At 60.2% G+C, this 12,785-nt stretch carries 10 protein-coding genes; 5 read left to right on the top strand and 5 right to left on the bottom strand.

Annotated elements, in window-relative coordinates; genetic code table 11:
• Positions 1-16 precede the first annotated feature (16 nt).
• Together JH25_RS00715 and JH25_RS00720 are read left to right on the top strand one after the other, a co-directional pair.
• On the top strand, positions 17-1,840 hold the full coding sequence (locus JH25_RS00715; RefSeq protein WP_032880849.1) for a serine hydrolase domain-containing protein: 1,824 nt from the start codon (positions 17-19) through the stop codon (positions 1,838-1,840).
• Positions 1,841-1,856: 16 nt separating this feature from the next.
• Complete coding sequence (locus tag JH25_RS00720) at positions 1,857-2,648, top strand: MipA/OmpV family protein (RefSeq protein WP_032880848.1); 792 nt, start codon at positions 1,857-1,859, stop codon at positions 2,646-2,648.
• Between the two features lie 56 nt (positions 2,649-2,704).
• Here JH25_RS00720 and JH25_RS00725 read toward each other — a convergent pair whose 3' ends face one another.
• Together JH25_RS00725 and JH25_RS00730 are read right to left on the bottom strand one after the other, a co-directional pair.
• Entirely contained in the window at positions 2,705-3,982 is a 1,278-nt protein-coding gene (locus tag JH25_RS00725; protein ID WP_032880846.1) for an ATP-binding protein, read from the bottom strand.
• Complete coding sequence (locus tag JH25_RS00730; protein WP_032880845.1) at positions 3,983-4,690, bottom strand: response regulator; 708 nt, start codon at positions 4,688-4,690, stop codon at positions 3,983-3,985. It lies immediately after the preceding gene.
• A gap of 157 nt (positions 4,691-4,847) precedes the next feature.
• Here JH25_RS00730 and JH25_RS00735 point away from each other — a divergent pair, with 157 nt between their 5' ends.
• Entirely contained in the window at positions 4,848-6,047 is a 1,200-nt protein-coding gene (locus JH25_RS00735) for an MFS transporter (RefSeq protein WP_032880844.1), read from the top strand.
• Here the strand turns inward: JH25_RS00735 and JH25_RS00740 are convergent.
• The gene (locus JH25_RS00740) at positions 6,003-6,605 is read right to left on the bottom strand and encodes a tRNA-(ms[2]io[6]A)-hydroxylase (RefSeq protein ID WP_032880843.1); all 603 of its coding nucleotides are present in this window, start codon (positions 6,603-6,605) and stop codon (positions 6,003-6,005) included. The two genes, JH25_RS00735 and JH25_RS00740, sit on opposite strands and share 45 nt — an antisense overlap.
• Positions 6,606-6,752: 147 nt before the next feature.
• Between JH25_RS00740 and JH25_RS00745 the strand changes: the two genes are divergently transcribed.
• Complete coding sequence (locus JH25_RS00745; RefSeq protein ID WP_032880842.1) at positions 6,753-7,616, top strand: universal stress protein; 864 nt, start codon at positions 6,753-6,755, stop codon at positions 7,614-7,616.
• A 135-nt stretch (positions 7,617-7,751) separates the two neighbouring features.
• Here JH25_RS00745 and JH25_RS00750 read toward each other — a convergent pair whose 3' ends face one another.
• A complete protein-coding gene (locus JH25_RS00750; RefSeq protein WP_005787885.1) occupies positions 7,752-8,219 on the bottom strand; it encodes a DUF1289 domain-containing protein in 468 nt (155 codons plus the stop codon).
• 395 nt (positions 8,220-8,614) lie between these two features.
• Between JH25_RS00750 and acnB the strand changes: the two genes are divergently transcribed.
• Positions 8,615-11,224, top strand: coding sequence for a bifunctional aconitate hydratase 2/2-methylisocitrate dehydratase (gene acnB, locus JH25_RS00755; protein WP_005787883.1), 2,610 nt, complete (start codon positions 8,615-8,617; stop codon positions 11,222-11,224).
• Between the two features lie 218 nt (positions 11,225-11,442).
• Here the strand turns inward: acnB and JH25_RS00760 are convergent, their stop codons facing one another.
• Positions 11,443-12,720 (bottom strand): serine/threonine transporter, encoded by a 1,278-nt coding sequence (locus tag JH25_RS00760; protein ID WP_005787881.1) that lies wholly within the window; start codon positions 12,718-12,720, stop codon positions 11,443-11,445.
• Positions 12,721-12,785: the final 65 nt, after the last annotated feature.

Below are 12,785 nucleotides of genomic sequence, written 5' to 3'. Positions count from 1 at the left end.
CATTCGGGTGCTCTTGATGTTTCGCAGACTGCGCGGTATTCCGCTATTGGGTTGCCTGCTGAGCAGTATCGGTTGCCACTCGCAACCGCCTGCTCCGCCGCCGATTCAAAAAGGCGATTACGGCGCGATCATCCGTTACCTGCAAACACGCATACCCCGGGAGATGGTCCGGGAAAATGTGGCAGGCTTGTCGATTGCCCTGGTCAATGGCCAGGAGTTGATCTGGGCCCGTGGCTTTGGCCTGGCCGACAAGGCCCAGGGCGTGCCGGTTACGCCCAACACGGCGTTTCGCGCCGGGGGGATTTCCAAACTGATCACCGCCACAGCGGCGCTGCAGTTGGTGGAGCAACAGCGCCTGGCACTGGATGCACCGATCCAGCAAACCCTGCGTGAATTTTACGTACGCTCGCGCTTTCATGACGACCAGGCCGAAGCAGATCGCGCCATCACGTTACGGCGTTTGCTCAGCCATCAATCCGGCCTGCCCAGTGAGCACCTGCGTGACCTGCACAGCACCTATGCCATGGGGCAGATGCCGATGCGCGTGTCGGGCGTATGGCTGAGCAGCCCGCCCGGTTTTCAGGTGGCTTATTCCAACCTCGGCTATTCGCTGGTGGGTGCCGCCATCGAGCGCAGCAGCGGCAAAAGCTTCGAAGCCCAGCTACAAAGCAGCCTCTTGACCCCCTTGCACATGAACCAGGCCAGTTTCCTCGGCACCGGCGCGCAATTGAGCTTTCGCGCCCTGGGTTATGAGGACGGCAACGCCAGCACCGACGCGCAGGTACGCGACCTTGCCGCCGGTGGCCTGTGGGCCAGCCCCAAGGATCTGAGTCACTACGTGCAGATGTTGTTTGCCAAAGGCACCTACAAGGGCAACCGCGTGCTGGGCAGCGCTTCAATAGATCAAATGTTCACCCAGCAAAACACCGGCAACGCCTTGGATTTTGACTGCCAGATGGGCCTGGGCTGGTTTCTGGCGCCATGCGGTGACGAGCCGATTGCCCCCGGTGTGCGTACTTACCAGCACAGCGGCGGCGGCGATGATTTCGCCGCCCAGGTGACTCTGCTGCCGGACCAGCAACTGGCCGTGATCATCATGGCCAACGACAGCAATGCCGAAGAGATGGTGGTGTCGCTGTCCATCGACAGCCTGCGCCTGATGCTTGAGGCACAAACCGGCGAGCGCCCCTGCGCCGACGACTGCCAGGCTCCCAGCCACGGTCTGAAACTGCGCCACGTGCCAGCGGCCGTCGACCGCAAGCGCCTGGCCGGGTTCTACGCGACCCCCTGGGGCGTATTCCGTATCAAGGATGACCGTGAGCGCCTGGCTGGCGAACTGGCCGGCTACACCTTCGACTTGTTGCGCGATGACCAGGGCTGGCTGCGTGCGCAGAAAAAGGTCCTGGGTTTTTGGCTCAAGGACCTGGGCGACCTGGGTCGCATCCAGCTTGATGTAGTGACGGTACAAGGCCGGCAGATGCTCACGGCCCGCAGCCACGGCCAACGCATTGCTATCGGTGAGCGCATCGAGCCGCCGACCCTGTCTACGGCTTGGGCCGACACCATCGGCACCTATCAGGTACTCAACAGCCATGAACCCGACGCACCGTTGAGCGGCATCAGTGTGCGCCTGGAAGATGGCTTCCTGGTGATACGCGGCCAATTGCACGACGAGCCTCTGACTGACTACATCCTGCTGCCGGTCGACAACGCCCACGCGGTACTCGCCGGCACCGGCTATGGCCTGGGCGACACCGTCAGCCGCCAGGTCAACGGGCTGAGCGCTTCGGGTTATTCCTTCAAACGCACCCAGTCCCCCCACACACCCTTGAATTTCTAACCTGGAGAAACACCTGATGCACGCAAAAAAACTGTGCCTGTCAGTGACCTCACTGTGCCTGCTTGCCGCCGCCGACACGGCGCTTGCCGAAGACTGGCAATACAGCCTCAAGGCCGGCATAGCCAACGCCCCCCGCTACAGTGGCAGCGACGAACGCATGACGGCGCCTGTGCTGGGCGGCAAAATCATCAGCCCTTGGGGCGTCTTCCTCGACACTGATACTGGCCTGGGCTGGGGTTATGAAGGCAATGCCTTGAGCTTCAGCGCATACGTTGGCGCAAGCGATTCGCGCAAGGATAAAAACGAAAGCATGCATGCCGGCTCCAAACGCCTCAAAGGCATGGGCGAGATCAAGTCACGCCCGCAATTGGGGGTGAGTGCCGCCTACAACCTCGGCGCTGTGATCATTGGCGCCACCCTGGAACATGCGCTTGAAGAAGATAAACACAAGGACACCGGCAAGGCTTTTACCCATCTGGAGTTGAGCCTGGGGACCAATCTCTATGAAGGCCGTTACGGTTCCGTCGATACCGCCATCAACAGCCACTTTGGTGACCGCGACTACCTGCAGACCTGGTACGGCGTGACCACCGGCCAAGCCGCGCGCAGCCGCTTCAAGGCATACAAGGCCAGCGGCGGCAATATCAGCAATGGCATGAACCTTACGTGGAGCTTGCCAATCAGCGAGCACACACAGTTCTCGACGCTGCTGGATGTGCAGTACCTGGCGGATAAAGCGGGCAAGAGCCCGATTGTGGAGCGCCGCTTGCAGACGTCGGTGATGGGGATGGTGGAATACACCTTCTGATTCAAGTTGGTAACCCAATCAAAATGTGGGAGGGGCAGTGCAGTATTCAAAAGGTGTTACTCGCCATACGCCCAGGTCATCCGAAACGACGCCCCGCCCCACTCCGAATCCAGCACTTCCACGTGCCCGCCATGCCACTGGCTGACGCGTTTGACCAATGCCAGGCCCAAGCCAAACCCTCCAGTACGGCGGTCGCGGCTGGCGTCGAGGCGCAGGAACGGTTCGAAGATCTTGATGCGGCCCTCCAGCGGCACGCCTGGGCCATCGTCATTGACCCGTACTTCATAGCCGTTGCCGAACTTGACCAGCGACACTTCCACGCGGCGATCGGCATAACGGATGGCGTTACGCAGCAGGTTGATCACCGCCCGCGCCATAAAGCGTGGCTCGATGCGGATAAAGTCGACCTCACAGGTACGCAGCGATAACTGCACCCCCTGTGCTTCGGCCTCCAGGGCCACACTGCCGATCACGCTGTCGAGCCAGCTGTGGGCTTCGATGTTCTCGCGGGTGACCTGGGTGGCACCGCGCTCCAGGCTGGCGTAGGTCAACAGTTCGGAAACCATTTCTTCCAGCTCGCCGAGGTCGGCGTACATATCGGCAATCAACTCGCTGCTTTGGCGTGGATCGATCTGCTGGCGCAGTTGATCAAGTTCAAACGACAAGCGCGCAATCGGCGTGCGCAATTCGTGAGATACGGCGTTGGTGAGTTCGCGCTGGTTGGCGATCAGGCTCTCGATGCGCTCGGCCATCTGGTTGAAGTGCCCTGCCAGTTCGCGAACGGTGGAGCGCCTTGGCAACAGGATGCGTGAGCCGAGGTCATTGTCACCAAAACGTTGCGCCGCCAGGCGGATATGCTCCAGGTCACGCCAGTGCGGGCGTACCCAGAAATACAGGACGATGGCCAGGCCTGCGCCCAGAAAGCCATAAGCCCACAAATACAGCCATTTGGGTTCTTCCGGCAGCTGGATCTCAAGTAATTGCGGGCCGCCGTCAATCGCTGACAGGAACTTCATAAAATCCTCGCGTACCACCACTTGGTCACTCGCCAGGAGTTTCTGTTCGCGCTCGCTCAGGTGCTGGGCGTCGCGCTGCACCAGTTTCAGGCGCAAGCCATAATGCGGTTGCAGCTCAGCCAGGCGTGCCTGGCGCGCCTCTCCCTGTACCGGTCGCAATTGTTCCACCAGGGCCCACGCCGGGCCGCGCAAGGCTTCACGGTTATAGGTCTCGTTGGACTCGGGCATGTACGCGTCCAGGCCATAGTTGACCAGCCAGACCGACCCGGCCAGGCCGAGCGCGAGGATCACATAGAGGCGCAGATACAAGCGCAGCATCTAAACCTCCCACGCGAACGGATTGAACAGGTAACCCTTGCCCCAGATGGTTTTGATGCACACCGGCTCGCGTGGGTTGTCGTTGAGCTTGCCGCGCAATTTGCTGATGTAGACGTCAACGCTGCGATTGAGGCCATCAAAGGCAATACCACGCATACGGTTGAGGATGTCATCGCGCGAGAGGATCTTGCCCGAGCTGCTGGCCAGTAACCACAGCAACTCGAACTCCATGGTCGTCAGATCGATGGTCTGACCGCCCAGGCTGACGACCCGGCAGCTGCGATCAATCGACAAGCGGCCGAACTCTAGGGCACCCCGCGCCGCGGGCTCGGGCACCTGGCGGCGCTGCAACGCACGCAAACGTGCAAGCAGCACCGGCGGCTTGATCGGCTTGATCACGTAATCGTCAGCCCCAGACTCAAGGCCCAGGATATGGTCCAGATCGTCTTCCTTGGCCGTCAGGATCACGATGGGCGTGTCTGACACATTGCGAATTTCGCGGCAAACATGCAGCCCGCTCTGGCCTGGCAGCATCAAATCGAGCACGACAATCCTGGGTTTGAAGTCCAGGAACGCTGCCAGGGCTTCATCGCCCCGGTGCACGACACGCACCTCAAAACCATGCTGCGACAGGAACTGCGCGATCAGCCCTGCCAGCTTTTCATCGTCCTCAACGAGCAGGACCTTGCCCAGACCCAGGTTTTCCATAAGTTCTCAGTGTAGAAACGCAGATTGAAGTGCGCGCATTATAGGTGGCAAGCAGGCGCACAGAAGCAGCTGGCCAGTACGAGCTGATGAAGCTTCATGCTTTTAAGAGTTTTTAACAAATAGCCTGCAATCTTTAACGCCATTCTCAAGGAGTTGTATGCGCAAGGATTACCTGGCGTTCTTCGTTTCGCTGTTCCTCTCGCGGCTGGCCGACCAGATCCTGCTGTTCATCGTGCCGCTGATCGTGTTCCAGACCACTCAAAGCGTGTCGTGGGCGGGCCTGGCGTTTTTTGTCGAATCGCTGCCGCGCTATCTGGCATTTCCGGTGTGCGGAGCCTTGTGCGACAGGTTTTCACCCGTACGCATTCTGCATATCAGCCAGGTGTATCGGGCACTGGCCTGCGTGGTGGCGGTGGCGCTGTATGGGCTGTTCGACGGGATCCATTGGCTGGTGATGCTGTCCGCGTTGTGCGGGGTATTGACCACTCAGGGCATCATGGCGCGGGAGGTGGTGATGCCGCATGTCTTCCAGCATTACACCTACGCCAAGACCTTGTCCTATTCGCAGATTGCCGACCAGAGCGGCCTGGTGCTCGGGCCGTTGCTGGCAGCGTTGATGCTGCAGGTTTGGGCCTGGCCCTGGGTGGTGCTGGCCATCGCCGCACTGTTTGTTCTCGCTGACCTGGCAATGCTGATCTGGCAGCGCAACACCACGGTGAGCCCGCAAAGCCATGGGCAGCACCCGGGTATCTGGCTGCAACCGCTGCGCACCGCGTTTGGCCACATCCGCAACCTGGTGGAACTCAAGCGCATCATCATTCTGGCAGTCGGCGTGAACCTGATTATCGGGGTCACACTGGCCACCTCGGCCGCCATGGTTACCGGCCAATACGCCGCCGACAAGGATGCCTACGCCCTGCTGCAAGCCGCCGGCGCGCTGGTCACCATCGGGATTCTGTTTTACCTGGCACGCTCATCACTGCCGTTGAAAGTAATGGGTGGGCTGTCGTATTCGATGATTGCAGTCGGCGCGCTGATCACCGCCGTCAGCCCCGGTGTGTGGGCGTATGCCGTGGGCTTCCTGCTGGTGACGGGCTTCGACAAGATGTTCAACGTGTACCTGCGCAGCACCCGTCAAAAAGTGATCCCGGTGCAGGATTTCGGCAAGACGGTAGGCGTGATCACCTTGCTCAACAACCTGCCACAGCCGTTGGCGGGCCTGATGATCGCCGTGCTGGCAGCGCCGTTGGGCACGCAAATGGTGATCCTGCTGCTCGCCGGGATCACCGCCTTGATCGGCGTGGCGGTGGCCTCAGGCTGGCACGCCACTGTGAAAGCGGAACTCGATGTCGGGTGATTCGATCAGCTCCTGCTCGGCCGCCCTCACCCGCTCGATCACCTGGGCGATGTCCTTGGCGTCGCCGTACTGGTAGGCCAGCTTCAAGTAACCCTGGAAGTGCCGCGCCTCGCTTTTGAGCAAACCGAAGTAGAACTTGCCGAGCTCTTCGTCCAAATGCGGCACCAATGCTTCGAAACGCTCGCAGCTGCGTGCTTCGATAAAAGCGCCGACCACCAGGGTGTCCACCAGCTTGACCGGCTCGTGGCTGCGCACCACCTTGCGCAAACCCGAGGCATAACGGCCCGCGTGCAGTTGGCGCAGTTCAACCTTGCGCTTCTTCATCAGGCGCATGACTTGCTCGTGGTGCACCAGTTCTTCGCGGGCCAGGCGCGACATCATATTGATCAGGTCAACATGGCCGTGGTACTTGGCCATCAGGCTCAGGGCGGTGCTGGCGGCTTTGAATTCGCAGTTCTTGTGGTCGATCAGCAGGGTTTCCTGATCGGCCAGAGCGGCCTGGACCCAGGCATCGGGGGTGCGGCAGCCGAGGAATTCGTGGATTTCGGGCAGGTTCATCGGGCTCACGGGCAAAGGATCACAAAAGGGCGCCGATTATACCGACCCCGCCGCAGACCACCAGCCACCGGCCTTGATGTGCATCAACATGACGTCTGGCGGGCAGCAACTATAGTTGTTGCATGCCCCTTCCTGGAGATCCCGATCATGCAAGCCATCCGCAGCATCCTGGTGGTCATCGAGCCCGAGCATTCGGAAAGCCTGGCCCTCAAGCGTGGCAAGCTGATTGCCGGGGTGACCGACGCACATCTGCACTTGCTGGTCTGCGACAAGAAACACGAGCATTCGGCGCTGTTGAGTGTGCTCAAGGAGGGTTTAAAGAACGACGGTTACAGCGTAACCACCGAGCAGGCGTGGAACGAAAGCCTGCATGACACCATTATCGAGGTGCAGCAAGCCGAAGGCTGCGGCCTGGTGATCAAACAGCATTTTCCCGACAGCCCGCTGAAAAAAGCCCTGTTGACGCCGGCGGACTGGAAGCTGCTGCGCTATTGCCCCACGCCGGTGTTGTTGGTCAAGACCGCTACGCCATGGGCGGGCGGAGTGATTCTGGCGGCCATCGATGTGGGCAATACCGACAGCGAGCACCGCTCACTGCACAATGCGATCATCGACCATGGCTTTGATATCGCCAGCCTGGCCAAGGCGCAACTGCATGTGATCAGCGCCCACCCGTCACCGATGCTGTCGGCAGCCGACCCGACCTTCCAGCTCAAGGAAACCATCGAGGCGCGCTATCGCGAACAATGCAAGGCATTCCAGGACGAGTTCGACGTGGACGGCAGGCACCTGCATATCAAGGAAGGCCCGGCCGATGTGCTGATCCCGCATATGGCCCATCAGCTGCACGCGGCGGTGACCATCATCGGCACCGTGGCCCGCACCGGGATTTCGGGGGCGTTGATCGGTAATACGGCGGAGGTGGTGCTGGATGCGGGGGAAAGCGACGTGCTGGTGCTCAAGCCGCAGACGTTGATGGATCATCTGCAAGAGCTTGCGACCAAGCCCTGACACCGATCCTTCAGGCAATGGAGATCAAATGTGGGAGCTGGCTTGCCTGCGATTGCGGTGGGTCAGCTGGCGCATTTGCTTCTGATACACCGCTATCGCAGGCAAGCCAGCTCCCACATTGAGCTCGTCAATCAGTTAGCCCAGCGCATCTTTCAAGAATCCCGGGGCGATATAGCGCTGGTAATGCGCTTCAGAGAGGATAAAGAACTCCCGGTCAATCGCATCGCGCAGGTCCGGCAAGGGCCAGTCGCGAAACTCCGGCAACAGCACCATGCCGTACGCCTCAAGGTTATTGATCACCCGCGCCCCGCGTGCGATCAACTGGTAGGCCCAGCAATACTCGGACTGGTGCGGCACGAAGCGGATCTTGCGTTGCTCCAACTGCCCGCGCAGGGTCTTGGGGTCAAACACCTCCACTTTGCCGGCCATCACCTGCACCAGCAATTGCTCAAGCCTGAGCCAGACTGCACGCTTTTCTTCTTCGTTATAGCCATTCCACTGGATCACTTCATGGTGGAAGCGCTTGCAGCCGCGGCACACGAGGTCGCCGTAGACCGTGGAGCAGAGGCCGACGCAGGGGGTCTTGATGGTTTGGTTGGACATGGGCGACAACACGCAAATCAGCGAAACAGTGCGCCATGTTAGCCCTTTGTCTAAGGTTGATCACCCAGCAAACTTGGCCAGGCAACTTACCTTTAGATTTTTTTGCCGTAGAATCACCCGGCCTTGTAAGGCGCCAATAATCCGCTGGAAGCTGTTTTCAAAGCGTCACGAGCACAGTCGTTCCTTCAGAACGGTGTTGGCGTGGTTTCGACCCGGTAGGTCAGAGCCCACGCCAACCCTCATCAGCTCCGTTCTGCAGGCGTAAAACTTTGAAAGCAGCTTCTGTAAAGGAATGCCGGCAGCGCTGGCTTTGCGGCCCAAAAAGCCCCTGAGCGCATGCGTGCCGTTCATTTCTGGATGAGCGTCCCGTGGGACCACTGATGAGGGTAATAACTGTGCTTGAAGCCTACCGCAAACATATCGAAGAGCGTGCAGCACTGGGTATCGTTCCCCAGCCGCTTAACGCCGAACAAACCGCAGGCCTGGTCGAGCTGCTGAAAAATCCTCCGGCTGGCGAAGAAGAATTCCTCGTTGACCTGATCACCAACCGCATTCCACCAGGCGTTGACGAAGCTGCCTACGTCAAGGCCGGTTTCCTGTCTGCCCTGGCCAAGGGCGAAGCCACTTCCCCCCTGATCGACAAGAAACGCGCTGTTGAACTGCTCGGCACCATGCAAGGCGGCTACAACATCGTGACGTTGGTCGAGCTGCTGGACGACGCCACCCTGGCGCCCGTCGCGGCCGCCCAACTCAAGCACACCCTGCTGATGTTCGATGCGTTCCACGACGTCGCCGAAAAAGCCCGCAACGGCAACGAACACGCCAAAGGCGTGATCCAGTCCTGGGCTGACGGCGAGTGGTTCCGCAACCGCCCTACCCTGGCCGACAAGATCAGCCTGCGCGTGTTCAAGGTTACCGGCGAAACCAACACCGACGACCTGTCCCCGGCGCCTGACGCCTGGTCCCGCCCTGACATCCCGCTGCACGCCCTGGCCATGCTGAAAATGGCTCGTGAAGGCATCGTGCCGGACGAGCAAGGCAAGACCGGCCCGATGAAGCAGATCGAAGAAATGCGCGGCCAAGGCTTCCCGATCGCCTACGTCGGTGACGTGGTCGGTACCGGTTCGTCGCGTAAGTCGGCCACCAACTCGGTACTGTGGTTCTTCGGTGACGACGTGCCTTACGTGCCGAACAAGCGTGCTGGCGGTTTCTGCTTCGGCAGCAAGATCGCTCCGATCTTCTACAACACCATGGAAGATGCTGGCGCACTGCCAATCGAATTCGACGTCACCAACATGAACATGGGCGACGTGATCGACCTGTACCCTCATGCTGGCAAAGTCTGCAAACACGGCACCGACGAAGTCCTGACCACCTTCGAAATGAAGACTCCGGTACTGTTGGACGAAGTTCGCGCCGGCGGCCGTATCCCGCTGATCATCGGTCGCGGCCTGACCGACAAAGCCCGCGCCGAACTGGGCCTGGGCCCTACCGACCTGTTCAAGCTGCCTGAAGCGCCTGTCGACACCGGCAAGGGCTTCACCCTGGCACAGAAGATGGTCGGCAAGGCGTGCGGCCTGCCGGAAGGCAAAGGCGTTCGCCCTGGCACCTACTGCGAGCCGAAGATGACCACCGTGGGCTCCCAGGACACCACCGGTCCCATGACCCGTGATGAACTGAAAGACCTGGCGTGCCTGGGCTTCTCGACCGACCTGGTGATGCAGTCGTTCTGCCACACCGCGGCGTACCCGAAGCCGATCGACGTGACCACCCACCACACCCTGCCTGACTTCATCATGACCCGTGGCGGTGTATCGCTGCGTCCGGGCGACGGTATCATCCACAGCTGGCTCAACCGTATGCTGCTGCCGGACACCGTCGGTACCGGTGGTGACTCCCACACCCGTTTCCCGATGGGCATCTCGTTCCCGGCCGGTTCCGGTCTGGTCGCGTTCGCCGCAGCCACTGGCGTGATGCCACTGGACATGCCGGAATCGATCCTGGTGCGCTTCAAAGGCAAGATGAAGCCTGGCATCACCCTGCGTGACCTGGTTCATGCCATTCCTTACTACGCGATCCAGGCTGGCCTGCTGACCGTAGAAAAGAAAGGCAAGAAAAACGCCTTCTCCGGCCGCATCCTGGAAATCGAAGGCCTGAACGATCTGACGCTGGAACAGGCTTTCGAGCTGTCCGACGCCTCGGCTGAACGTTCGGCTGCCGGTTGCACCATCAAGCTGTCCAAAGAGTCCGTTACCGAGTACCTGAACTCCAACATCACCCTGCTGCGCTGGATGATCGGTGAAGGCTACGGCGATGCCCGCACCCTGGAACGTCGCGCCCAAGCGATGGAAGCCTGGGTTGCCAACCCGGAACTGATGGAAGCCGATGCCGACGCCGAATACGCCGAAATCATCGAGATCGACCTGTCGGAAATCAACGAGCCGATCCTCTGCGCGCCTAACGACCCGGACGATGCCCGTCTGTTGTCCAGCGTTGCCGGCGAGAAAATCGACGAAGTGTTCATCGGTTCGTGCATGACCAACATCGGTCACTTCCGCGCTGCCGGTAAGCTGCTGGAGCAGGTCAAGGGCCAACTGCCGACGCGTCTGTGGCTGTCGCCGCCGACCAAGATGGACGCTCACCAGTTGACCGAAGAAGGCTACTACGGCATCTACGGCAAGGCTGGCGCACGCATGGAAATGCCGGGCTGCTCGCTGTGCATGGGTAACCAGGCACGTGTAGAACCGAACTCCACCGTCGTGTCGACGTCGACCCGTAACTTCCCGAACCGCCTGGGTGACGGTGCAAACGTCTACCTGGCATCGGCCGAACTGGCGGCAGTGGCCTCTACCCTGGGTCGCCTGCCGACTGTCGAAGAGTACATGGGCTACGCAGCGAAACTGGACACCATGGCCAGTGACGTCTACCGCTACCTGAACTTCGACCAGATCGCCGAGTTCCGCAAGATCGCAGCAAGCGCCAACATCCCGGTGATTCAAGCTTAAGGGTGTGTTGATGTAAAAGACGCCGCGTATCGCAAGATACGCGGCGTTTTTTTATGCCTGGAACTAACCTTTACTGCCAACACAAAACCAATGTGGGAGCTGGCTTGCCTGCGATAGCGGTGTATCAGTCATGAATGTAATGACTGACACATAGCTATCGCAGGCAAGCCAGCTCCCACACTTTTAGAGCTGTGCAGTCAGATAGACCGCATCAGGGCTTAGGCAACCAGCGAATACACCAATGCCGTAATCGCCACCAGGCCGACGGCGGTGACAAACACATTCGATGCCTGCCCACGGTACTTGGCCATGGCCGGCACCTTGCGGATCGCATACATCGGCATCAGGAACAGGATCGACGCAATCACCGGCCCACCCAGGGTCTCGATCATACCGAGGATGCTTGGGTTAAGCGTGGCGACGATCCAGCACACCACCAGCATGAAGGCGGCGGTCATGCGGTCCAAGGTCTTCGGTGCCGGGCGGCGACCGGTCTTGACCACCAGCCCCTTGAGACCCTCGCTGGCACCGATGTAGTGGCCCAGGAACGACTTGGCAATCGCCACGAACGCAATCAACGGTGCGGCAAAGGCGATGGTCGGGTTGTCGAAGTGGTTGGCCAGGTACGACAGGATCGACAGGTTCTGCGCTTTCGCCTCGGCCAGTTGCGCGGGCGACAGGGTCAGCACGCAGCTGAACACGAAGAACAGCACCATCGCCACCATCAACAAGTGAGCGCGGGACAGGATCTGCGAACTGCGCTCCTCGGCGTGTGCGCCGTACTGGCGTTTCTGGTCAACCGCGAAAGCCGAGATGATCGGCGAATGGTTGAACGAGAACACCATCACCGGAATCGCCAGCCACAGCGTATTGAGCAGCGCCGACGGTGCTGGCACCTCGCTGGCAGTGCTGAGAATGCCGCCATTCCAGTGCGGCACCAGGTACACGGCCAGGAACAGCAGGGCGACGATAAACGGATACACCATCAGGCTCATCGCCTTGACGATCACTTGCTCGCCGCAGCGCACCACGGCCAGCAGGCCGAGGATCAGCACAAATGCCAGGATCGCACGAGGCGGCGGCATGATGTGAAGTTGGTGTTCCATGAAGCTGCTCACGGTATTGGTCAGTGCCACGCTGTAGATCAGCAGGATCGGGAAGATCGCGAAGAAATACAGCAAGGTGATCAACGCACCCGCCTTGATACCGAAATGCTCTTCGACCACGTCGGTGATGTCTGAGCCTTCACGGCCAGACAGCACGAAACGGGTCAGCCCACGGTGGGCAAAGAACGTCATCGGGAACGCCAGTAACGCCAGGATCACCAGCGGCCAGAAGCCCCCCAGGCCCGCGTTGATTGGCAGAAACAAAGTACCGGCGCCAATGGCGGTACCGAATAGCCCGAGCATCCAGGTGGTGTCCTGGCGGCTCCAGCTTGTGAGGGTTGCAGGTGTCGTTGCATAGCGTTCGTCGACGCTATTGGCCTGATCATTCATCCGGTCGGATCTCCGCATTCACATGGCCAGCACGAGTCAGAAAAACCTGACAGGCAGCGCCCTGG

It is taken from the genome of Pseudomonas sp. BRG-100 (assembly GCF_000737955.1).
GTDB classification, from domain to species: domain Bacteria; phylum Pseudomonadota; class Gammaproteobacteria; order Pseudomonadales; family Pseudomonadaceae; genus Aquipseudomonas; species Aquipseudomonas synxantha_A.
Note: the sequence above shows the minus strand (reverse complement) of the source record. Positions and strands in the feature narration are given on the sequence as shown.